The organism is Streptomyces sp. NPDC111507 (assembly GCF_055638955.1).
Window position 1 is genome coordinate 252,413 of sequence record NZ_JBVKBU010000007.1, and the last position, 21,676, is coordinate 274,088.

Sequence of the window (21,676 nt, forward strand, 5' to 3'; positions counted from 1 at the left end):
GAGTGTCGGCCCGGAGGGCGTGAACCCTGATCGGCGTCGGCCGGAACTCGTATCAGCCTCGAGTGATGTGACAGTATCAGTCCATGCTGACGTCAGCCGATGCTGATCTGATGCGGGTCCTGGCCGACCCGCTCAGGCTCCGGATCGTGACCCTCCTCGCCCGGGAGACGCTCTGCACCACGCACCTGATCGAGGAGACGGGCGCCAAACAGACCAACCTCTCCAACCACCTGAAGGTGCTGCGCGAGTCCGGGATGGTGGAGACGGAGCCGTGCGGCCGGTTCGTCTACTACCGGCTCAGGCCCGAGGCCCTCGCCGCCCTGGCCGGTCGATTCGCCGACTTCGCCGAAACGGCGCGCACCACCGCCGAGAACAACACCAAGCGGTCCTGCCCCTGACCTGCCGTCAGTGTCTTTCCCCCGCTCGCTTCCCCGGTTGCGGGGCGCTGCACGGACACGGGGTCAGGCGGCCTGGGACGCGCCGGCCAGTGCTTGGGACGCGTCGCTCAGTGCCTGGCGGTCGACGGCGTCCTCGCCGTACAGGTCCTGCACCCAGTTGGTCTGGTAGATGGTCTCCAGATACCGCTCACCCAGATCCGGGGCGATGGCCACCGAGGTCAACTCCCGCCCCTCGTGCCGGGCCAGCCAGTCCATCGCGCCGCTGACCACCGTGCCGGTGGACCCTCCGAACAGAAACCCGCGCCCGGCCAGCCGGTGACAGGCCCGGATGGTGTCGGTCTCCGCCACGCGCACCACGTCGTCCACGTAGGACTCGTCCAGCATCGGCGGGCGTCTGCTGGCGCCCAGACCCGGAATCATCCGCCGACCGGCGGCGCCCCCGAACGTCACGGAGCCCACGCTGTCCACGGCCACGATGCGCACCGGGCGGTGCCACTCGCGGAAGTAGCGCGCGCAGCCCATCAGGGTCCCGGTGGTGCCGGCCCCGACGAACAGGACGTCCAGGTCCGGGAACTGCCGGGCGATGGCCGGTGCGGTCCTCCGGTAGTGGGCCATGCCGTTGTTGGGGTTGGTGTACTGGTTGAGCCACACATAGCGGTCCTCGGAGGCGCACAGCGCGCGGACGTGGTCGATGCGCGCGCCGAGGAAGCCGCTGACGGGGTCGGGTTCGGTGATGACGTGGACCTGTCCTCCCAGGGCCTCCATCATCAGCCGGGTCGCCAGGTTGCAGCGGGAGTCGGTCACGCACAGGAACTGGTAGCCCTTCGCGGCAGCGATCATGCTCAGGGCCACGCCCAGGTTGCCCGAGGACGACTCGACCAGAACCGAGCCCGGCGTCAGCAGGCCGTCGCGTTCGGCGGCCTCGACCATTTCGGTGGCGGCCTTGAGTTTGATCGAACCGGCGAAATTGAAGCCCTCGCACTTGAGGAACAGCGAGTGCCCGAAGATTCCCTCAAGGTCGACGAAGAGATCGTCCTCGTTGAAGTCCTGGGGGACGGATATGACGGGCATGGTCGTCTCCTTCACTGCGGGGGTGCGATTGCCTTCTGGTCTTCCTGCCGCTGATCCGTCCGGGTCTGGCGCGGAGAGGAATTCGGAGCGGCGATTCGCGAGTCGCCGGAACGACTCCAGTACGCCCTGATCCGGACCCCCTGTCATGCCACCGAAATTCGGGACTTGACACGCGCTGTCTTCGTGCGAAAGCGGCCGTGACCTGGCCGGGCGGGGCCGTTCGGCTCAATTCCCGGGTGATTTTCCCGCGGATCGAACGGGTCTCAGTGAGGCGTGGTCGTAAGCCCGCGCGACGCGCACGGAAAGCAGGGGCGCGCGGGGCGACGACAGGCAAAATGGCCCGACTATCAAGACCCATTCGCTTCGTCAAGCCCCGAAATGCAGGGGCAGGACAGGAAGCCCCCGGCCGGGCCTACTGGAGGGGCGCGGACATCACGATTCCGTCCGTACCGACCGACGCTGAATGACACGTCATCGAGGAGCTCACGTGCTAGAGAAATCCGTGGAGGTCTTGACGGCCGAACCGGCTGACATCCCACCCCTCCAGGACGGCGGGGACACCGGTTCGGGGACCGACACCGAAAGGCTTCTGGCCGACGTGCTGGCCGGCGTCGTACGCGTTGAGCAGGTCCCGGTGGACAGCCACTTCTTCAACGACCTGGGTGCCGATTCCCTGGTGATGGCCCAGTTCTGCGCGCGGGTCAGGAAGCGGGGGGACATGCCGGCGGTGTCGATGAAGGACATCTACCGGCACCCCACCATCCGGAGCCTGGCCACCGCGCTCGTCGACGCCGCTCCCGCTCCCGCTCCCGCCCCTGTCCCCGCTCCCGCCTCGGCTCCGTCCGCGGAGGCGCCGTCACCGACCGATGTACGGGCATCGGCCGAGAGGCCGACGCGGGCCGAGGCGCGGGCTGCGGCTCGTACACGGCGCTACGTCGTCTGTGGAGTGCTGCAGTTCCTGATCTTCCTGGGCTATTCCTGCCTTGTCGCCCTGGCCGTCGAGGAAGGTCAGCAGTGGATCTCCGCGGGATCAGGCCTGTTCGACCTCTACCTGCGGTCCGTCCTGCTCGCCGGCGCGGGCTTCCTCGGCCTGTGCGCCTTTCCGATCGTGGTGAAGTGGACGTTCGTCGGCCGCTGGCGGTCCGGGGAGTTCCCCCTGTGGGGCATGGCCTATCTGCGTTTCTGGGTCGTCAAGACGTTGATCCGCACCAGCCCGGTGCGTCTGTTCGCCGGTTCACCGCTCTACGTGCTCTACCTCAGGGCGCTCGGGGCACGGATCGGCAAGGGCGTCACGATCCTCACCCACACGATCCCGGTCTGCACCGACCTGCTCACCGTCGGCGAGGGCACGATCATCCGTAAGGACGTGCTGCTGTCCTGCTACCGCGCCCACGCCGGCGTGATCCAGACCGGCCCGGTCACCCTCGGCAGCAACGTGCTCGTCAGCGAGCACACGGTCCTCGACATCGAGACCTCGATGGGCGACGGCGCCCAGCTGGGCCACGCCTCCTCCCTGCACACCGGCCAGGTGGTGCCCGCCGGTGAACGCCGACACGGCTCCCCCGCGCAGCCGACCGAGGTGGACTACCGGAGGGTCGCCCCCGCCGACTGCCCCACCGCCAAAAGGACCGCGTACGGAGTCGTGCAGCTGCTGAGCCTGCTGGCGGTGTACCTGCCGCTGGCGCTGGGCGGCGTGACAGCCCTGATCACGGGGCTCCCGCAGCTTCAGACGCTCCTGAACCCGCAGCCGATGGCCAGCCCGGCGTTCTACGTCGATGCCCTGATCGCCTCCGTGATCCTCCTCTTCGGATCCCTGCTCGCCGCCCTCCTCGTCGTGGGCACCGTGCCGCGTCTTCTGAGCCGGGCCGTCAAACCCGGCAAGGTCTATCCGCTGTACGGCTTCCACTACGGCATTCAGCAGGCGATCGCGGTGATGACCAACAGGAAGTCCCTCACCACCCTCTTCGGCGACAGTTCCGGCATCGTCCACTATCTGCGCTACCTCGGATACGACCTGTCCCGCGTTCAGCAGACCGGGTCGAACTTCGGCACCGAAGTGCAGCACGAGAATCCGTACCTGAGCTCGGTCGGCACCGGCACCATGATCGCCGACGGACTGTCCATCATGAACGCCGACTTCTCCAGCACGTCCTTCCGTGTGTCCCGCACGTCGATCGGGCCGCACAACTTCCTCGGAAACCGCATCGCCTACCCCGCGCAGGGCAGGACCGGAGACAACTGCCTGCTCGCGACGAAGGTCATGGTCCCCATCGACGGACCCGTGCGCGAAGGCGTGGGCCTGCTGGGCTCACCCAGCTTCGAGATCCCGCGCACGGTGATGCGCGACAACCGGTTCAACCACCTCGAGACCGGCGACGAACTGCGCCGCCGCCTGGCCGCCAAGAACAGGCACAACGCGGCGACCGCCGGCCTGTATCTCCTCGCGCGGCTGATCCACTTGTTCGTGATCACCCTCATCACCATGGGCGCGGTCGACCTCTACCCCTCGTTCGGCGCACTGGCGATCGCATTGGCCAGTGTCCTCACCCTCACGTACACCGTCGTCCACTTCGCGCTCGTCGAGCGGGCCTCCACCGGATTCAAGCCCCAGAAGCCGCTGTACTGCTCGATCTACGAACCCTCCTTCTGGCGCCACGAACGCTTCTGGAAGATGGCCTCGGTCCACTACATCCAGGCCTTCGACGGCACCCCGTTCAAGAACGTGATCTGGCGGCTGCTGGGGGCCCGGATCGGCAAGCGGGTCTTCGACGACGGCTGCTTCTTCCCGGAGCGCACCCTCGTCACCATCGGTGACGACAGCACGCTGAACGCGGGCACCGTGGTCCAGTGCCACTCGCAGGAGGACGGCGCCTTCAAGTCAGACCGCAGCGCCCTCGGCAACGGCTGCACCCTCGGGGTCGGCGCCTTCGTCCACTACGGCGTCACGATCGCGGACGGCGCCGCGCTGGCCCCCGACTCCTTCCTCATGAAGGGCGAGGAAATCCCCTCGCACGCCCAATGGGGAGGCAACCCCGCCCGGGAAATGCCGGACCACAAGACCCAGGTCGAGGCCGGCGAGGAACCCCACGCCACCCAGACCGCCCCGGCTCGCGGTCTCTGACACCGCGCGCCGCCGACAAGCAGAGGAAAGACCCGATGGCAACGCATGTGAGTCCCAGCCGGACCGGCCGCGCATACTGGCACGGCGTACTGACAGCCGGGGGCTTCACGCCCGCCCCACGGTGGACCCTTCAGCCGGTGCCCGGCGTGGGGGAGTACGAGACACCGGTCCCCGACGACACCGTGACCGGGTTGCGCCGACTGGTGGCGGAGCTGGCGGTACCACTGCCCTCGCTCCTGCTGACCGCGCACGCCAAGGTGCTCGCGGCACTGTCCGGAGAGCGGGAGATCACCACCGGCTACGTGGCCCGGGGCGGCAGCCCGCTCCTGTGCCGCCTCACCACCGCACCCGCCTCCTGGCGCGCGCTGCTGCTCCACACCCACCAGGTCGCCACCGGACTGTCCGCGCACCAGGACGTCCCGGCCGAGGACATCGAGGCTCTCAAGAGCGAACTGGGTCTGACCGGGCCGCTGTTCGAGACCGTCCTCGACCTCACCGAGACCGTCTCCGACCCCGCCGGGATCGTCCGCGATCCCGCTGCGATCGACGGAGCCCTCACCGAGGACACGGAACTGCGGGTGAGCGTCCGTCACCACGACGGGCGACTCGTCCTGCGGCTGCGCTACCGCACCGACGCGCTCGACGCCGACAGTGCCGCCCGGATCGCCGGCTACCACCTGACCGCTCTCACGCTGATCACCGCCGACCCCGATGCCGAGCACACACACCAGAGCCTGCTGTCCGCCGAGGAATTGCGGTTCCAGCTCGACCAACTGGCCGGACCGGACCGGGAACTGCCCGATGCGCGGATGCACGAGTTGTTCGAGGACCGGGCGCGCAAGTATCCGGACGCCGTCGCCGCCGTGCACGCCGACCGGCAGTGGACGTACGCGGAGCTCAACGCCCGGGCCAACCGGCTCGCCCGCGCCCTAGTAGCTCGTGGGCTTGCCCGCGAAGGCGTCGTCGCGGTGGTGACCGAACGCAATCTGGACTGGCTGGCCGCCGTCATCGCGGTCTTCAAGGCCGGAGGCGCCTACCTCCCCATCGAGCCGCACTTCCCGGCCGCACGCATCGCCGCCACCCTCTCCCGCGCCGCATGCACCCTGGCGCTGACCGAACCCGGCAGCACCACCACCCTCGACCAGGCCCTCGACTTCCTTCCCGGAACCGAGCGGCTCCTCGTCGACACCGCCTACGCGGAAGACCACCCCGACGGTGATCTCGGCATCCCGGTCACGCCCGGCCAACTCGCCTACATCTACTTCACCTCCGGCTCCACGGGTGAGCCGAAGGGCGCGATGTGCGAGCACGCGGGGATGCTCAACCACCTCTACGCCAAGATCGACGACCTCCAGGTCGGCGAGGGGCACGTGGTCGCCCAGACCGCGCCCCAGTGCTTCGACATCTCCCTGTGGCAGTTGGTCTGCGCACTGCTGGTCGGCGGGCGGACCCTGCTGGTCGCACAGGACGTCATCCTCGACGTACCCCGCTTCCTCGACACCCTCACCGACGGAGAGGTCACCGTCCTCCAGGTCGTGCCCTCCTACCTCGAAGCCGTCCTGACGGAGCTCGAACAGCGCCCCCGCCCGCTGCCCGGCCTGCGGTACGTGTCGGTCACCGGCGAGGCGTTGAAGAAGGAGCTCGCCGAGCGCTGGTTCGCCGTCCAGCCCGGGATCAAGCTGGTCAACGCCTACGGGCTGACCGAGACCTCGGACGACACCAACCACGAGGTCATGGACCGGGCGCCGGAGCGCGTCCTGCTGGGCCGCGCGGTCAACAACGTGCGCGTCCACGTCGTCGACGAACACCTCACTCCGGTGCCGCTCGGCGCCCCCGGTCTGATCGCGTTCTCCGGGGTCTGCGTCGGGCGCGGCTACATCAACGACCCCGAACTCACCCGGGCCTCCTACCTGGTCGATCCGCACCGCGAAGGCACACGGCTCTACCTCGGCGGCGACCACGGCCGCTGGCACCCCTCGGGAAAGCTGGAGTTCCTCGGCCGCCGGGACGCCCAGGTCAAGATCCGCGGGTTCCGGATCGAGATCGGCGAGATCGAGAACACCCTGCTCCGTCTCCCCGGTGTCCGCGACGGCGCGGTGGTGACGGTCGAACGCGCCGACCGGAGCAAGCACCTGGTCGCCTTCTACTCCGGCCCGAAGCCCCTGGACACCGGGACCCTCACCGACCGGCTCGCCGAGTCGCTGCCCGAGTACATGGTCCCGTCGGCCTTCCACTGGCGCGAAAGCCTGCCACTGACCGCCAACAGCAAGATCGACAAGAAGGCCCTGGCGGCACTCGCCGAAGAACCCGCCACCACCGACGACGAGCACCAGCCGTCGGCCACCCCGACCGAGCAGCGCCTGGCGGCCGCCTGGGCGAAGGTCCTCGGCGTCCCGGAAGAACGGATCGGACGCCGCGACCACTTCTTCGACCGCGGCGGCACCTCCCTCTCGGCGGTGAAGCTTGCCATCACCCTGGATCGTGCGGTGTCCCTCAAGGACGTCATGGCACACCCGGTCCTCGCCGACCTCGCCGCTCTGGTCGACCACGGACCCCAACGCCACACGACCCCACCACCGGCCTCCGCCTGACCGACATCGACCTGAACGACATCGACCTGGCCGACATCGAAAGGAACAGCACCATGCCGTACGCGACCCCGGCGCCCTCATCGAGGCGGGCCCGCACCCCGGCGACACCTTCCAAGGACCACGCGAGGTCCTCCTCGCCATGGCCGAGCCGCTGCGCCGGGCCGCGTGGCCGCCCGCCGGCGGGGTGAGCGCCGTATGACCACCGTCCGTTCCCTCGCACTGGAGCCCGTCATGTCCCAGCCGCACCTCGTGCCGACATTCGCGGTGATCTCCGGCGCCCAGGTCCAGCACGCCCTTCAGGACCGGGAGAAGCAGATCGTGGACCTCGTCGAGGCCACCTATCACCTGCACGCCGCCGGAGAGTCGGTCAACCCCCCCGTCCTACTTCCTGCGCTTCCCCGACCGACCCACCGCCCGGATCATCGCGCTGCCCGCCTCCCTCGGCGGACCGGCGCCGGTGGACGGCATCAAATGGATCTCCAGCTTCCCCGACAACGTCCAGGCCGGCATCCCCAGGGCCTCCGCGGTACTGATCCTCAACGACCACGACACGGGCTACCCCTTCGCCTGCCTGGAGAGCTCCATCATCAGCGCCACCAGAACCGCCGCGTCGGCGGCGCTGGCCGCGGACCACCTCACCCGCAACCGGCTGCGCCCCACCCGCATCGGATTCGTCGGTACGGGCCTGATCGCCCGCTACATCCACACTTTCCTGACAGCCGTGGGATGGTCCTTCGAGGAGACCGGCGTGTACGACCTGTCAGGCGACAGCGCCGCCGGATTCCGCGACCACGTCCAGCAGAGCGACGCCGCGGGACAGGTCACCGTGCACGAGAGTGCCGAGGCGGTCATCCGCTCCAGCGACCTCGTCGTCTTCGCCACCATCGCGGGCGAGCCGCACATCGGCGACCCGGCCTGGTTCGACCACAACCCCCTGGTCCTGCATGTGTCCCTGCGCGACCTCGCACCCGAGATCATCCTCGCCTCGGCGAACATCGTCGACGACGTCGACCACTGCCTCAAGGCCGACACATCCCCCCATCTGGCCGAGCAGCTCACCGGCAACCGCGACTTCCTGCACGGCACACTCGCCGACGTCATGACCGGCCGAGCGACACAACCCACCGACCGGCCCCTGGTGTTCTCACCCTTCGGACTCGGTGTGCTCGACCTCGCCGTCGGCACATACGTCTACAACGAGACGGCCCGATCCGGGCACCTTCACGTCATCGAGGACTTCTTCCACGACCTGCGCCGACACGGCTGACCGGCAGAGCTCGCTTCGCAGGGAGTCAGACACGTGCTCTCGTCAATGAGTGGTGTGCTCTCAGGGTCCGACGAGGTCGGCCCACCGAGTGATCCCGCCGGAGTGGACACGTATGCCGTGCCGAGTCGCCAGCGCGTGGACGATCTCCTGGCCCCGGCCGTGCTCGTCCGGATCGATTCCGGGGGGCGACTGTCCGGCCGGAAGCGCGGATCCCGCGTCGGTGACTTCGACGCGCAGAGTGCTGAGCCCCTCGGCCCGCACCCAGGACAGCCGCAGCTCCGCCGGGGGCAGGGCGTGGACGATCGCGTTGGTGAGCAGCTCCGAGACCACCAGAAGACAGTCCTCGGCGATCTCGCAGGACACGTTCCAGTCGGCGAGGACCGCCTTCACGCGCCGGCGTGCGGCCGAGACGACCTCGGCGACATGGGGCAGCGGACCGACGTGTTCGACCGCCTCCCGAAGCATCGTATTGAGCTGTGCCGCCATGTCTTCTCCTCCGGTGAGCGCTGTCGGCCGGTTGCCGAGCCACAGCGCGCGTTGCCGGGCCTCAGTGAACGGTAGGAAGCGAAGTGGGGCCGGTCAATGAACGGCGGTCGCCATTACCGAACGCTCACCTTGACCCAGTGGTGAACCGGCGGCGGCCTGCACGTAAAGCGAACCCTCCGTGGCGGTACTAGGCTCGCCTCATGGCCGGCCCAGTCCAGTCGATCGAGCGGGCGGCGGCGATCTTGCGTCTGCTCGCTGGTGGGCCCCGTCGACTCGGGCTCGGCGAGGTGGCGGCCTCGCTCGGGCTGGCGAAGGGCACGGCGCACGGCATTCTCCGCACCCTCCAGCACGTGGATTTCGTGGAGCAGGACGCGTCGACGGGGAAGTACCAGCTCGGCGCGGCGCTGCTGCACCTCGGCACCAGCTACCTCGACATCAACGAGCTACGGTCGCGCTCCATCAACTGGGCCGATGCCCTTGCCGCCCGTAGTGGGGAGGCGGTCCGCCTGGGCACCCCCTTCGAGGGCGAGGTCCTCGTGATCCACCACGTGTTCCGGCCGGACGACACCCTCCAGACCCTGGACGTGGGTTCACTGCTGCCTCTGCACGCCTCCTCGCTGGGCAAGGTGCTGCTGGCGTACGGGACCGCGTCCCTCGAGTCGGCTTCGGCAGCCGGGCTGGAGGCCTACACCCGGCACACCCTGGTCGAACCGGAGAAGCTCACCCGGGCGCTCGCCCAGGTCCGGGAAGTCGGCTGGGCCGCGGAGATCCAGGAAATGAGCATGGGGGAAGCCGGTATCGCCTCGCCGATCCGGGGGCACGGCGGCCTCGTCGTGGGTGCCGTCGGCCTCTCCGGCCCGGTCGAGAGGATCTGCGACGGCCACGGCCGTCCCCGGCCGAACCTGATCACTCTGCTCCGTGAGGCCGCACGGGCGATCTCCAGAGATCTGGGAGCAGCACGCTAGGAGAACCCCGCCTCCTCGACACATCGGAAGGCAGACCGGATCATGGTTGAACGGTATGTGATGTCCATCGATCAGGGCACCAACTCCACTCGATGCATTCTGTTCGACCACCATGGGCGGCTGGTGTCGGTCGTCCAGCGGGAGCATCAGCAGCACTTCCCCAAGCCCGGCTGGGTCGAGCACGACGCCGTCGAGATCTGGCGCAATCTGCGGCGCATCATGCCCGAGGCGCTCTCCGACGCCGGTGTCGGCGCGGGAGAGGTCGCCGCGATCGGTATCGCCAATCAGCGCGAGACGACGGTGCTGTGGGACCGGCGGACGGGTGCGCCGCTGGGCAGGGCGATCGTCTGGCAGGACACGCGTACGGCACCGCTCGTCGATGACCTGAGAAGCCGGCCCGGGGAAGAATTCTTTCTCGAGCGTTGCGGTCTGCCCCCCTCGACCTACTTCTCGGCACCGCGGATCCGCTGGCTGTTCGACCATGTGAACGGACTGGATCAACGCGCCAAGGACGGCGAGGTGCTGTTCGGCACGATGGAGACCTGGCTGATCTGGAACCTCACCGGGGGCGCGGAAGGCGGCCTGCACATCACCGACGCCACCAACGCCAGTCGCACCATGCTGATGAACATCCGGGCCCTCACCTGGGACGAGGAGCTGCTGGAGTTCTTCGGGGTTCCCCGCCCCATGCTGCCCGAGATCCGGTCCTCGGCCGAGGGCTACGGGGATGCCCGCTCGGTCCTCCCTGGCGTCCGCATCACGGCAGCTCTCGGTGATCAGCAGGCCGCCCTGTTCGGCCAGACCTGCTTCACACCGGGTGAGGCGAAGTGCACGTACGGAACGGGCAGCTTTCTGCTGCTCAACACCGGTACCGATCTCGTGCGGTCCCGGCACGGACTTCTCACGACCGTCGCCTACAAGATCGGGAACCAGCCCCCGGTCTATGCCCTGGAAGGATCGATAGCCGTCACCGGCTCGCTGGTCCAGTGGTTCCGTGACCGCCTGGGGCTGATCAACAGCGCCCCGGAGATCGAGACGCTCGCGCGGACGGTCGCGGACAACGGCGGTTGCTACATCGTCCCCGCGTTCTCGGGTCTCTTCGCACCCCACTGGCGCAGCGACGCACGCGGTGTCATCGTCGGCCTCACCTCCTACATCACCAAGGGACACCTGGCCCGAGCCGTCCTGGAGGCCACCGGCTGGCAGACGCGCGAGGTCGTCGACGCCATGAACGCCGACTTCTCGGTCGCGCTGAAGGAGCTCAAGGTGGACGGCGGCATGACAGCGGACAACCTGCTCATGCAGTTCGTGGCCGACGTGCTCGATGTGCCCGTGGTGCGGCCCATGGTCGCCGAGACGGTCTCCCTCGGCGCCGCCTACGCCGCGGGGCTCGCCGCCGGCTACTGGCCGGACCTGGAAGTGCTGCGCCGCAACTGGCACCGGGCCGCCCAGTGGCTGCCGGACATGGACCCCGAGCGGCGGGACCTGGAATACGACAACTGGCAGCGCGCCGTCGAGCGGTCGCTGGGGTGGATCCAACCGCCGGGGACCACGTGATTCCCGGGCGACGCTGACAGCGCGCCGGAGTGACACCGCGCCGCCCGTACCCGCGGTGTGCGGGTACGGGCGGCGGGGTGTGCGGCCCAGGGGTGTTGTCACACGGAGCTGCGCCGGATGCGGCGCAGGAGCACCAGGCCCGCGATCACGAGAACCCCACCGGCCGCGGCCGGCCAGAGGTTGGTGCCGGTGTCGGCCAGATCGCCGGTGACCGCCTGCGGTTCGGTCTGCGACTGCGACTGCGAACCTGCCTGCGACGTTTCCTGCGCTGTCGCCTGCGTGGACGGGGCGTCCGCGCCCGCGGCCGGCGTCTGCGCCCGGTGGGTCGCGTCGCTTCCGTGGTGCTCGTGCGCGGCGGCCGTGTCGCTCGCCGCGGCTGAGGGCGACGTGTCCGCCTTGGGCACGACGACGGTGTGGCCGGTACCGGTACCGGTGGTCTGGCCGCCGCGCGTCGGTTCGGTGGTGCCGGGCGTGCCGGCGGGAGGCTGCGTGGTCTGTGTGTCCGTGGGGGTTGCGGAGGCCGGCGCGTCGTTGCCGCCGGAGGAGGCGTCAGGACTCGGGGACGGCTCGCCCTGCGACGGCTCGCCCGTGCCGGCACCTCCGGCACCGCCGTTGTCGCCGCCACCGCCGTTGCCACCGGCACCGCCGTTGCCACCGGCACCGCCGTTGTCACCAGCACCGCCGCCGGTCCCTCCACCAGCACCGTCGCCGCACTGTCGTCCGGTGTTGATGCAGTCCACCATCTCCCGCATGAGGGATGCGTCGAAGACGTTGATGAAGTCGTCGTGGTCGGTGATCGCCTTGTGCACCTGCTCCGGGAACCCGTCCACGGCGTACGGGTTCTTCACCTGGCCGTTCTCGAGGGTCGGCGCAGGAACGTCGTAGAGCAGGCGCATCGTCAGCTGCGGGATCGCCTTGAAGCCGCCCGCGCAGTTGCCGTTGGCGTCGGCGAAGGCGACGTGCGTGCGGTGGTTGGCGCTGTCGATGTTCTGACCGTCCCAGCAGCTCTGGAAGGCGAACGACCGCACCACGCTGCTGCCCTGGGGACAGATCGGGTACTTGTCCGTCAGCTGCACCTTGTCCTCGAAGCCGGTGCAGCTCCAGTGCGCGTTGGCGTTCGCGGGGCCGTTGGTGAACGCCTTCGCGTCGCCCGTGATGATGCGCAGGAACGTCGGCATCTCGACGACCTTGCTCTGCGGGTTGCCGATGAACTCGATCTGCGCCTGCTTCGCCTGCAGGACCTTCCCGACGTTGCCCTCCAGGCCGCCACCGTTCTTGTCGGCGTCGAACTCCTGCGTACCGTCCTGCACTCGGAGCACCGGCCAGTAGTACGTGGACTTGTCGCCCTGGTTCTGGCACGTGGTCGCGGCTTTGGCGAGATCGTCGTTCGTGGCGAACGCGTCGTTCGACTGGTTGCCGACGTAGTCGTGCAGGTGGTGGGCGCCGTTGGTGACACCGGGGGCGACGATCACGTTGTCGGTGTTGAACTTCTTGTTGGCGTTCACACCGCACGAGCTGGTGAACGTGCCGGTCGAGGCGTTGCCGCTGCTGCCCGGTTTCTGCGGCACGTTCGGCTGGAGCGTCGTGATGTCCACGAAGTCCGCTGCGACGGGGCCGCTGACGGGGCTCGCGCCGCCCCCCTGCTGGCCGCCGCCCTGTTGCCCGCCCTGCTGACCGCCGTTGTTGTTCTGCTGCTGGCCGTTGCTGTTCTGGCCACCGGCGTTGTTCTGGGTCTGGTCCGCGGGGACCGCGGTGCAGGTGGCCAGAGCGTCGAGCGAGTTCGGGGCTTCGGCGCCCGCGTTCTTGAAGTCGGTCTTGATGCGGTCGATGACCGCGCCCCGCTTCTCCTTCAGCGGACCGAGGATCGCGTTCTGGAGGAAGTCCGCGTCCTGTGCCTTGGCCTGCTGCTCCGAGGTCATTCGCGCGTACGCCTCGGAGACCTGCTGGTCGAGAAGGGCGAGTTCCTTGTCGACCTCCGCCCTCGCCTGCTGTGGCACCTCGGCGAGTTTGCTGCCCACGTCCGGACAGTCGATCGTGGCGGCACCCGATGCCCAGGTCTGGTTGCTCGGGTTCGCCTGACCGGGCTCACCGGCCGAGCCGCTCTCGGTCGCTGAAGCGTAGACATTGACCGCTACCAGCCCTCCGCCGCCCAGTATCAGTGCGGCTGCGGCAAAAGTTGCACGCTGTGCCCCCATGGGGCGTCTGCGCGTGTTGCGTCTCACGTGTGTACTCCTACGTCCCGTGGCAGGCCAGGCATGGAAATCCCCCATGCCATACGCAGACGGGCCCGGCAGCGTTCAAACGCCGCACGAATTCACAGCAGCCTCGTAGCTCGCGGCCAAACCTGCCAAGGTGATCCCGGGCCACACCCGTCAAGCCCGCCCGTGTGCCTTCTGCGAGCGGCGTGACAGCGAGTCGATGACCACCGCGGCGAAGAGCACCCCGCCCGTGATGACGAACTGGACGGCGGCGGGGGTGTCCGTGAGCGCCATGCCCGAGGCGATCGACTGGATGATCAGCATGCCGAGCGCGGCAGACCAGGTGGTGCCGCGTCCTCCGAACAGGCTGGTGCCCCCGATGACGGCTGCCGCGATGGCATTGAGCAGCAGGACGCCCGAGCCCGAACTCTGGCTCACCGAGGTGATGCGCGAGGCGAGGAACAGACCGCCGATCGCGGCCATGGTGCCCGAGATCGCGAGCACCGCGGTCTGCACCCCCGTGACACTGAGACTGGCGCGACGGGCTGCCTCGACGCTGCCGCCGAGTGCGTAGATCTGCCGCCCGTAGTGTGTGCGGCGCAGCACGATGTCCAGGCCGGCCACCACGACGAGGAAGATCAGGAGGGCGAGCGGCAGGCCCTGGAAACGGTTGAGCAGATACGCGCCGGTGAACGCGATCACCGCGAGTACTCCGGTGTGCGCCACGATTCCCCGCAGCGAGCGATACGGCATGCCGACGGTCTTGCGGCGCCGCCTGTCTTCGTAGCGCACGAGGAAGACCGTGGCCGCGGCGAGCGCCGCCAGGCCGTAGGCGACGGCGTCATTGGTGAAGTAGTAGCTGGTCAGCTTGGCGACGAGGCCGTTCTCGTCGAGGTTGACGGTGCCGCTGGTCTCGAGGATGTACAGCATGAAGCCGTTCCAGGTGAGCAGTCCCGCGAGCGTGACGACGAACGCGGGCACCCGGGTTTTCGCGAAGGAGAAGCCCTGGATGGTTCCCGCCGCGGTACCCGTGAGCACCCCGATGATGGCGGCAAGCCACTCGGGCACGCCGTTGTTGACGTCGAGAACGGCGAAGACGGCCGCCGCGAGACCGCTGATCGAGCCGACCGACAGGTCGAGTTCACCGATCAGCAGGACGAAGACGATGCCGACCGCGATGAGGCCGGTGCCCGCGACGTCCACGCTGAGGTTGGACAGGTTCCGGGGCGAGAGGAAGTTCTTGTTCAGGGACTGGAAGGTGATCCAGACCGCGGCGAGGACGAGGACGACGGGCAGTGAGCCCAGTTCGCCGGCGTTGAGCTTGCGCCGGGCGACGGCGGCCCAGCGATCGACGAGACGGGCGAGGGCACGGACGAAGGCCTGCCCGCGGCGGGGCTGCGGGGCCTCGGCGTCGGGTTCGGTGGGTTCGGCCCGAGCGTTGTCCGCCGTCCTGCGCATCCCTTTCACCACCCCGACTCGTGGGAGGCCATCCGGTGGGGCACGTTCTCCGTGGCGCCGGTGATGGAGGAGATGATCTGTTCCTGAGATGCGGTGTTCACGTCGAAGAAGCCGTTGTTGCGACCGAGCCGCAGCACGGCGGCCCGGTCCGCGAGGGCTTTGACGTCGCCCATGTTGTGACTGATGAGCAGTACGCCCAGGCCGCGGTCGCGCAGGTGGTCGACGAGGTCCAGGACCTCGCGCGTCTGCTCGAATCCCAGAGCCGCGGTCGGTTCGTCCAGGAGGAGAACGCGCGGGTTGCCGAGGAGCGAGCGGGCGATGGCGACTGTCTGCCGCTGGCCATTGGAGAGTGAGACGGTGGGAACCCGCAGATCGGGGACAGCTTTGGTCAGGCGTTCCAGCAGGTGACTGGTACGGCGCTCCATCTCCACCTCGTCGAGGAACCCGAACCTGCGGATCTCGCGCCCGAGGAAGAGGTTGCCGACGACATCGAGGTTCCCGCACAGCGCGAGGTCCTGGTAGACGGTGGCGATACCGAGGTCCCGGGCGTCGTGGGGGCGTTTGATGGGGACCGCCCGGCCTTCCCACTCGATGGTGCCCTTGTCCGCGGGGGCGACGCCGGAGATGACATTGACGAGGGTGGACTTGCCGGCCCCGTTGTCCCCGAGAAGAGCGAGGACCTGGCCGGCGTAGATCTCCAGGTCGATGTCGGTGAGGACCTCGACGACGCCATAGCGCTTGCACACGCCACGCAGCGCCAGCAAGGGGGGAGTCGGCACGGTCACCATCTCCTTCCCGGGGCCCGGACCTGCTCGGAACCCGCCTGTCAGGTGAGCCCCGCCTTGCCGCATGCGGCCGCGAGTTGAGGGGTGCAGATCTGCCGGATCGTGTACACGCCGTCCTTCACCAGGGTGTTCTTGATGTTGCCGACGGTCACGGACACGGGGGTGAGCAATGCGGCGGGAACCGTCCTCCCGTCGCGGGTCCTCACCTTGCCCGTGGCGACCCGGTCGAGGTCTTCATGGCGGGCCGCGGCCACGGCCATGGCCGCGGCGGCGGAAGCCTCGGGTGGGAAGGGTTTGTAGACGGTCATGTACTGATCGCCTGCGACGATGCGCCGCAGGGCTCCCAGTTCGGCGTCCTGCCCGGTGACGGGAGGCAGTGGGGCGACCTTGTTCGCCTTGAGGGCGGAGATGCTGCCGGCGGCGAGGCCGTCGTTGGCGGCGTAGACCCCGTGGATGGTGGAGACGCCGAGGGCGGAGATGGCACCGGACATGTCGAGGTTCGCGCTCTCCGGCCGCCACTGCAGGATGTCGTACGCCTTGCCGATCTTCACTTTCCCGTTGAGCACGGACAGCGCGCCCTTCTTGAACGCCACCGCGTTGGGGTCGCTGGGATCGCCGTTCAGCATGACGATCGCTCCGGTGCGCGCCTCGGCGCCCATCGCCTTCAGTAGTGCCCTGCCCTGGAGCCTGCCGACCTCTTCGCCGTCGAAGGAGGCATAACCGGAGATCGGGCCCTCGGAGAGACGGTCGTAGGCGATGACCGGGATACCTGCCGCATGGGCCTTCTTGACCGCGACGCCGAGCGATCTGGCGTCGACGGCCACGAGCACGATGGCATCGACCCCCCTGGTGATCATCGAGTCGATCTGTTCCTGCTGGATGGCCACATCGCCCTTGGCGTTGACGTGCTCGACCGTGCAGTTGTGGCACAGCTCCGTGATCTTCTTCGTGAGCAGCGGCGTGTCCTGTGTCTCCCAGCGAGTCGTGGTGGCGTCCGGCAGCAGCAGACCGATCGTCAGGTTTTTGCCACCGCCGGAGCTGTTCCCGGCGTCGTGCCCGCAGGCCGTGAGAGCGACGGCCGTCGAGATCGCGGCCATGACGATGGCCGCGCCCCGGATGCAGGCCTTCATGCGAGAGACCTCCCTGTCCTTCACCTCGCGCGGCGAGGGCCCGGTGGCAGGACGACCACGTCGTAAGTGTGACACCGGCTGAGGAATATGTCCCATTGATACCCATATACGATTCTGGTGTGAAGCCACGGGCATACCAGGCCGACGCCGCCGACACCGGTTCACCGCTTCCGGTGCCGGAGGCGGTCACGAGCGAGCGGGCCCTGACGTTCGTGGGGGCGGCGTTGACAGCGGTCTATCTGCCCGGTGCCGGGAATCAGGAGCTTCGGCTGGTGGAAACGGCCGGATGCGCCCGTTGCGAGTACGGACTGCCGGAGCGTTTGCCACTGTCCGCTGATTCACCCGCGGCGCACACCTTTCGCACCGGCCGACCACTGTGGCTGACACCCGATGCGCTCGCCTCCTACTCCACGGGCGGGCCCACGCCCCCGCGGCCGGAGACCTCGCTCGCCGCGCTGCCCCTCGGGACGGAGGGCCGGCGGCTGGGCTGCCTCGTCGTCGTGGGGGATTCGGCGGGCGGCTTCGAGGCCGAGCAACGGCGCTTCCTGGAGCAGTACGCCGACGCCGTCGGCGCCGTGCTCCGGGCAGGAACCGGGCGGCCCGTTCCGCCGCTACTGGGTCCGGCCCTGCGGAGTCTGCGCGTCGGCTCCTTCGTCATCACGCCGGACACCGGCCTGATCGAGGCGGACGAGACGCTGCTCGAGCTCGCCGGCATCACGCCCGATGACTTCGACGGCAAGGCGGACACCCTGCTCGCGCATGCCCTCCCGGAGGACATGCACGCGCTGATGTCGGTCCTGGAGCCCTCCACCCAGACGGTCGGCCGACGGGAACTGGAGTTCCGTGTCCGCCACCCGACCGGTGAGATGCGCTGGCTGAGCCTGAGCTGCCAGGTGGCGGCCGACTTCGACGGCCGGCCGGAGCAGGTCCTGGGTGTGGTGACGGCGACCTCGGTCCTGCGGCAGAGCGCCGACGACGTGTCCAGGATCCAGTGGCTGACTGCCGCACTCGACGACGCCGTAACGGTCCGTGACGTCAGCCGGGTGGTGGTCACCGCGCTGGGCGAGCCGCTGGGCGCCGACCGGGTGGTGCTCGCCGAGTTGCAGGACGACCGGCTCGCCGTCACCGTGCTCGATCCGCCCGAGCCCGCCGCCTGGCCGCAGTGGTGGCGTTCCGAGTGGCGTTCGGAGTGGCCCGACGCGCCGGTCAGCGCCCTGCCCACCCTTCAGATGGCTCTGCGGGACGGACGAATGGATCTGTGGCCCGCCGGCGCGGCCCTCGAACCCGGACTCGCGGGCATCGGCGCCGGAGGGCTGGCCGTCCTGCCGCTCCCCGCCAAGGGCTGGGTCGCCGGCGTGTGCCTGGTCGGCTGGGACCAGCCGCACGAATTCGTCCCCGAGGAGCGGTTCCTGCTGACCGCCACCGCGGCGCTGGTGGGACAGGCCCTCAAACGTGCGCGCGAACACGACGCCGAACAGGAGCTCGCGACGATGCTGCAGCGCAGTCTCCTGCCCCGGCGCCTGCCCGAGCTGCCCGGCGGTACGGCCGTCGCCCGCTACCTGCCCGCCAGACGGGGCTTGCAGGTGGGTGGTGACTGGTACGACGTCATAGCCCTCTCCGAGGACCGGGTGGCGCTGGTCATCGGCGACGTGCAGGGACACAGCGCCGGAGCCGCGACGATCATGGGCCAGATGCGCACCGCGATCAGGGCGTACGCCGTGGAGGGCCATCCGCCCGACGTGGTCGTCTCGCACGCCAACCGGCTCCTCGTCGGTATGGAGACCGATCTGTTCGCCACCTGCTGCTATGCCGAGCTGGACATGGAGGAGGGCAACGTCCTGTTCGTACGGGCCGGGCACCTCGCACCGCTGGTGCGCCATCCCGACGGCAGGACCGAGGAGGTACAGGTCGAGGGCGGACTCCCGCTGGGCATCCTCGCGGACGCGGAGTTCCCCATGACCACCTGCGCGCTGGCCCCCGGCACGGTGATCGTCATGGTCACCGACGGCCTGGTCGAGGCCGTCGACCTGCCCCTGGACGAGGGTATGGACCGGACCCGCAGCGCGCTCGCCGCGGCTGATCCGGCGGATCCGGGAGAAATGGCCGACGAACTGCTCGGCGAACTCGACCCTCGTGAGGACGACGTGGCGCTGTTGCTGCTGCGCTACGACGGCATGAAGACCCGGCCGATACGGGCCGGCTGGGCGGTGTGGCGGCTGCCCGACGCCGTCATGCACGCACGCCGTTTCACCGCACGCGCGCTGCGTCGGTGGAAAGTCGAAGAAGTGACCGACGCGGCGTTGCTGGTCGTGTCGGAACTGGTCACCAACGGCCTCGTGCACACTCAGGGCCCGGTCCGCGTCGACCTGATGCTCCGCGGGGACCGGGTGCGGGTCAGCGTGAGCGACTGCTCGCCGCGTGCCCCGGCCAAGCCGGTGATCGTGGACTGGGACGCGACCGGCGGCCGAGGTCTGCTGCTCGTCGAAGCGATGTCGGAGTCCTTCGGCTCCGTGCCGGTGGCCGGCGGCAAACAGGTGTGGAGCGAGCTCGTCGTGCCGCACTGCGAGCAGGCTCACGTGGACGCGGGGCCCCGGACGGAGCGAGGGGGTCTGCCATGAGGACCCGTACACGGCACGTCGTAGCGGTGCTCGTCGCGGGATTCATGACGACGTGCCTGGCCGCCTGCGAAGAAGTGGAAGAGAAGAGGGGCAAGGACGGCTTCACCGTCGGCCTGCTGCTCCCGAGCCGAACCGTCCCCCGCTGGGAGCGGTCCGACAAGCCGCTGATCGAGAAGCGGCTGAAACAACTGTGCCCCCACTGCACCTTGGACTACGCCAACGCCCAGAACGACGCGATGAGGCAGCGGCAACAGATGAGCTCCATGATCACCAAAGGGGTCAGGGTCCTCATCCTCGACGCCACCGACACCAGGGCGCTGCGCTCCTCGATCCAGGAGGCGCACGAGGCGGGTGTCCCGGTCGTCGCCTACGACCGGCTCGCCGAAGGCCCGATCTCGGGCTACGTCAGTTTCGACGGCGCGCAGGTCGGCAGGCTCCAGGGCGAGGCGCTCCTGAAGGCCATGGGTGACAAGGCGAACGGCGCCAACGTCGTCATGATGAACGGCGATCCGAGCAGCCCCAACGCTGATTGGTTCCGCAGCGGCGCACTGTCCGTCGTCTCCGGCAGGGTGAAGATCGGAAGGGCGTACGACACCCAGGGCTGGAGCATGGACAGCGCCCACGCCAATATGTCCGCCGCGATGGCGGCCCTGGGGCCGGACCGGATCGACGGCGTCCTGGCGGCCAACGACACCATCGCCGCGGGCGTCATCGCCGCTCTCAAGAGCGCCCGGGTCAAGGACCTCCCTCCCGTCACCGGCCAGGACGCCGACCTCGACGCCGTGCGGCGCATCGTCAGGGGTGAGCAGTACATGACGGTCTACAAACCCTTCAAGGCGGAGGCCGCCGCGGCCGCCGCCATGGCCGTCGCCCTGGGACGCGGCGAGGACCTCGGCGCGATCGCCACGACGACGACCGACAGCCCCACCACCAGGCACATCCCCTCAGTCCTGCTCACGCCGAGGGCGGTGACGGTGGACAAGATCAAGCCGACGCTCCTCAAGGACGGCATGTACAGGGTCGACGAGATCTGCACCGCCGAGCTCCGGCCCGCCTGCGAACGGGCCGGACTCACCCGCTGAAGGGTCGCACTCATCCGCTGGGAGGACGAGTGGCGGGTACTCAGCGCACGGGGAAGCCGAAGGAGTACCCCTGCTGCTTCAGCCAGGGCAGGACCTCACGCAGGGCGGCCACGGTCTGCGAGCGGTCCCCGCCGGCGTCGTGGAAGAGGATGGTCGGGCCGTTGGAGATCTCGCTCTTGACGGTGGCGACGATGGCGCCCGTGCCGGGGTGTTCGAAGTCCTTGGAGTCGACGTTCCAGCCGAGCGGTCGCATGCCGTGGGAGGCGGCGAGGTGGCGGCTGTAGGGGGTGAAGGCGCCACCCGGGGCGCGGTAGTACTCCGGCCGGACGCCTCCGGAGGCCTGGGTGATCATGCGTTCGGCGTCCAGGATCTGCTGGGACTGGTAGGCCTGGGACTTGGTGTCCATGGTCGTGTCGTGCGAGACGGTGTGGTCGCACAGCCGGTGCCCGGCGGCCACCACCGCCTTGACCAGGTCCGGGTGGGCCTGGGCCTGGGTGCCCACCATGCAGAAGGTGGCCTTCACGCCGTTGTCCCGCAGCACCTGGAGGACCTGCGGCGTCCACGTGGGGTCCGGTCCGTCGTCGATGGTGATGTTGACGCCGTGGGTCCCGCGGTCCGATGCATGGGCGATGTCCACCGACACCGGCTTGCCACCGGGAGCCTCGGACCCGGCGTTCGGCGCGCCGGAGTGGGCCGAGCTGCCGGCCGGCCGCCCCTCGACGGGATTGGCCTGCGCGGTCCACATCGAGGTGGCGGCAGCCGCCGCCGTCACTCCGACCGCCGCCGCGAGAACCCGCCCGTGCCAACCCCGTCCCCCATGCCGCGACATGTCCGCCCCACTCCTCGTCGTCCTTGTGGATCTCGTGCACCCGTGAGGACGGCGATGGACCGCCGGGGGATGCGTCCGTTACCGATCACGGACAATTCCGCGGGGATTTGGAGACAGAGC

General features: G+C 69.1%; 14 protein-coding genes and 1 pseudogene. 8 read left to right on the plus strand and 7 right to left on the minus strand.

Annotated elements, in window-relative coordinates; all coding sequences use genetic code 11:
• Positions 1-83 precede the first annotated feature (83 nt).
• Positions 84-398, plus strand: coding sequence for an ArsR/SmtB family transcription factor (locus tag ACZ7M2_RS28250; RefSeq protein ID WP_352047068.1), 315 nt, complete (start codon positions 84-86; stop codon positions 396-398).
• A 63-nt stretch (positions 399-461) separates the two neighbouring features.
• Here ACZ7M2_RS28250 and sbnA read toward each other — a convergent pair whose 3' ends face one another.
• On the minus strand, positions 462-1,469 hold the full coding sequence (sbnA, locus tag ACZ7M2_RS28255) for a 2,3-diaminopropionate biosynthesis protein SbnA (protein ID WP_471597651.1): 1,008 nt from the start codon (positions 1,467-1,469) through the stop codon (positions 462-464).
• Between the two features lie 487 nt (positions 1,470-1,956).
• On the opposite strand from sbnA, the gene ACZ7M2_RS28260 reads away from it, so the two are divergent.
• The 3 genes and pseudogenes from ACZ7M2_RS28260 (at position 1,957) to sbnB (ending at position 8,448) form a co-directional block, all read left to right on the plus strand.
• Positions 1,957-4,590, plus strand: a complete 2,634-nt coding sequence (locus ACZ7M2_RS28260) for a Pls/PosA family non-ribosomal peptide synthetase (protein ID WP_471597652.1) — start codon at positions 1,957-1,959, stop codon at positions 4,588-4,590.
• Between the two features lie 35 nt (positions 4,591-4,625).
• Positions 4,626-7,181: a non-ribosomal peptide synthetase gene (locus tag ACZ7M2_RS28265; protein WP_471597653.1), complete on the plus strand. Its 2,556-nt coding sequence runs from the start codon at positions 4,626-4,628 to the stop codon at positions 7,179-7,181.
• Between the two features lie 195 nt (positions 7,182-7,376).
• Positions 7,377-8,448: pseudogene (gene sbnB, locus ACZ7M2_RS28270) on the plus strand (2,3-diaminopropionate biosynthesis protein SbnB).
• Between the two features lie 60 nt (positions 8,449-8,508).
• Here sbnB and ACZ7M2_RS28275 read toward each other — a convergent pair.
• Positions 8,509-8,934 carry an ATP-binding protein gene (locus ACZ7M2_RS28275; RefSeq protein ID WP_471597654.1) on the minus strand — a complete coding sequence of 142 codons (426 nt, stop codon included), beginning with the start codon at positions 8,932-8,934 and terminating at the stop codon, positions 8,509-8,511.
• A gap of 200 nt (positions 8,935-9,134) precedes the next feature.
• On the opposite strand from ACZ7M2_RS28275, the gene ACZ7M2_RS28280 reads away from it, so the two are divergent.
• Both ACZ7M2_RS28280 and glpK read left to right on the plus strand, forming a co-directional pair.
• A complete protein-coding gene (locus tag ACZ7M2_RS28280) occupies positions 9,135-9,899 on the plus strand; it encodes an IclR family transcriptional regulator (RefSeq protein ID WP_471597655.1) in 765 nt (254 codons plus the stop codon).
• Positions 9,900-9,941: 42 nt separating this feature from the next.
• Positions 9,942-11,456: a glycerol kinase GlpK gene (gene glpK / locus ACZ7M2_RS28285; protein ID WP_471597656.1), complete on the plus strand. Its 1,515-nt coding sequence runs from the start codon at positions 9,942-9,944 to the stop codon at positions 11,454-11,456.
• Between the two features lie 98 nt (positions 11,457-11,554).
• Here the strand turns inward: glpK and ACZ7M2_RS28290 are convergent, their stop codons facing one another.
• From ACZ7M2_RS28290 to ACZ7M2_RS28305, 4 genes are all read right to left on the minus strand, one after another.
• Positions 11,555-13,651 carry a DUF1996 domain-containing protein gene (locus tag ACZ7M2_RS28290; RefSeq protein ID WP_471597823.1) on the minus strand — a complete coding sequence of 699 codons (2,097 nt, stop codon included), beginning with the start codon at positions 13,649-13,651 and terminating at the stop codon, positions 11,555-11,557.
• A 177-nt stretch (positions 13,652-13,828) separates the two neighbouring features.
• Positions 13,829-15,112, minus strand: coding sequence for a sugar ABC transporter permease (locus tag ACZ7M2_RS28295; protein WP_471597657.1), 1,284 nt, complete (start codon positions 15,110-15,112; stop codon positions 13,829-13,831).
• A 5-nt stretch (positions 15,113-15,117) separates the two neighbouring features.
• Positions 15,118-15,900, minus strand: a complete 783-nt coding sequence (locus ACZ7M2_RS28300) for an ATP-binding cassette domain-containing protein (RefSeq protein ID WP_471597658.1) — start codon at positions 15,898-15,900, stop codon at positions 15,118-15,120.
• Positions 15,901-15,938: 38 nt separating this feature from the next.
• Positions 15,939-17,027, minus strand: a complete 1,089-nt coding sequence (locus ACZ7M2_RS28305) for a substrate-binding domain-containing protein (RefSeq protein ID WP_471597659.1) — start codon at positions 17,025-17,027, stop codon at positions 15,939-15,941.
• A 173-nt stretch (positions 17,028-17,200) separates the two neighbouring features.
• Between ACZ7M2_RS28305 and ACZ7M2_RS28310 the strand changes: the two genes are divergently transcribed.
• Both ACZ7M2_RS28310 and ACZ7M2_RS28315 read left to right on the plus strand, forming a co-directional pair.
• Positions 17,201-19,645, plus strand: a complete 2,445-nt coding sequence (locus ACZ7M2_RS28310) for a SpoIIE family protein phosphatase (protein WP_471597824.1) — start codon at positions 17,201-17,203, stop codon at positions 19,643-19,645.
• Positions 19,642-20,727 carry a sugar ABC transporter substrate-binding protein gene (locus tag ACZ7M2_RS28315; protein WP_471597660.1) on the plus strand — a complete coding sequence of 362 codons (1,086 nt, stop codon included), beginning with the start codon at positions 19,642-19,644 and terminating at the stop codon, positions 20,725-20,727. The genes ACZ7M2_RS28310 and ACZ7M2_RS28315 overlap by 4 nt, the downstream gene beginning before the upstream one ends.
• Positions 20,728-20,767: 40 nt before the next feature.
• Here the strand turns inward: ACZ7M2_RS28315 and ACZ7M2_RS28320 are convergent, their stop codons facing one another.
• Positions 20,768-21,556 carry a polysaccharide deacetylase family protein gene (locus tag ACZ7M2_RS28320; RefSeq protein WP_471597661.1) on the minus strand — a complete coding sequence of 263 codons (789 nt, stop codon included), beginning with the start codon at positions 21,554-21,556 and terminating at the stop codon, positions 20,768-20,770.
• Positions 21,557-21,676 lie beyond the last annotated feature (120 nt).

What these genes read in the sequence shown, in the direction of transcription:
- ACZ7M2_RS28320 (WP_471597661.1), bottom strand. Translation starts at nt 21,556, where the DNA reads ATGTCGCGGCATGGGGGACGGGGTTGGCACGGGCGGGTTCTCGCGGCG.
- ACZ7M2_RS28280 (WP_471597655.1), top strand. Translation starts at nt 9,135, where the DNA reads ATGGCCGGCCCAGTCCAGTCGATCGAGCGGGCGGCGGCGATCTTGCGT.
- ACZ7M2_RS28300 (WP_471597658.1), bottom strand. Translation starts at nt 15,900, where the DNA reads ATGGTGACCGTGCCGACTCCCCCCTTGCTGGCGCTGCGTGGCGTGTGC.
- ACZ7M2_RS28265 (WP_471597653.1), top strand. Translation starts at nt 4,626, where the DNA reads ATGGCAACGCATGTGAGTCCCAGCCGGACCGGCCGCGCATACTGGCAC.
- ACZ7M2_RS28290 (WP_471597823.1), bottom strand. Translation starts at nt 13,651, where the DNA reads ATGGGGGCACAGCGTGCAACTTTTGCCGCAGCCGCACTGATACTGGGC.
- ACZ7M2_RS28305 (WP_471597659.1), bottom strand. Translation starts at nt 17,027, where the DNA reads ATGAAGGCCTGCATCCGGGGCGCGGCCATCGTCATGGCCGCGATCTCG.
- ACZ7M2_RS28275 (WP_471597654.1), bottom strand. Translation starts at nt 8,934, where the DNA reads ATGGCGGCACAGCTCAATACGATGCTTCGGGAGGCGGTCGAACACGTC.
- ACZ7M2_RS28250 (WP_352047068.1), top strand. Translation starts at nt 84, where the DNA reads ATGCTGACGTCAGCCGATGCTGATCTGATGCGGGTCCTGGCCGACCCG.
- sbnA (WP_471597651.1), bottom strand. Translation starts at nt 1,469, where the DNA reads ATGCCCGTCATATCCGTCCCCCAGGACTTCAACGAGGACGATCTCTTC.
- ACZ7M2_RS28315 (WP_471597660.1), top strand. Translation starts at nt 19,642, where the DNA reads ATGAGGACCCGTACACGGCACGTCGTAGCGGTGCTCGTCGCGGGATTC.
- ACZ7M2_RS28295 (WP_471597657.1), bottom strand. Translation starts at nt 15,112, where the DNA reads ATGCGCAGGACGGCGGACAACGCTCGGGCCGAACCCACCGAACCCGAC.
- glpK (WP_471597656.1), top strand. Translation starts at nt 9,942, where the DNA reads ATGGTTGAACGGTATGTGATGTCCATCGATCAGGGCACCAACTCCACT.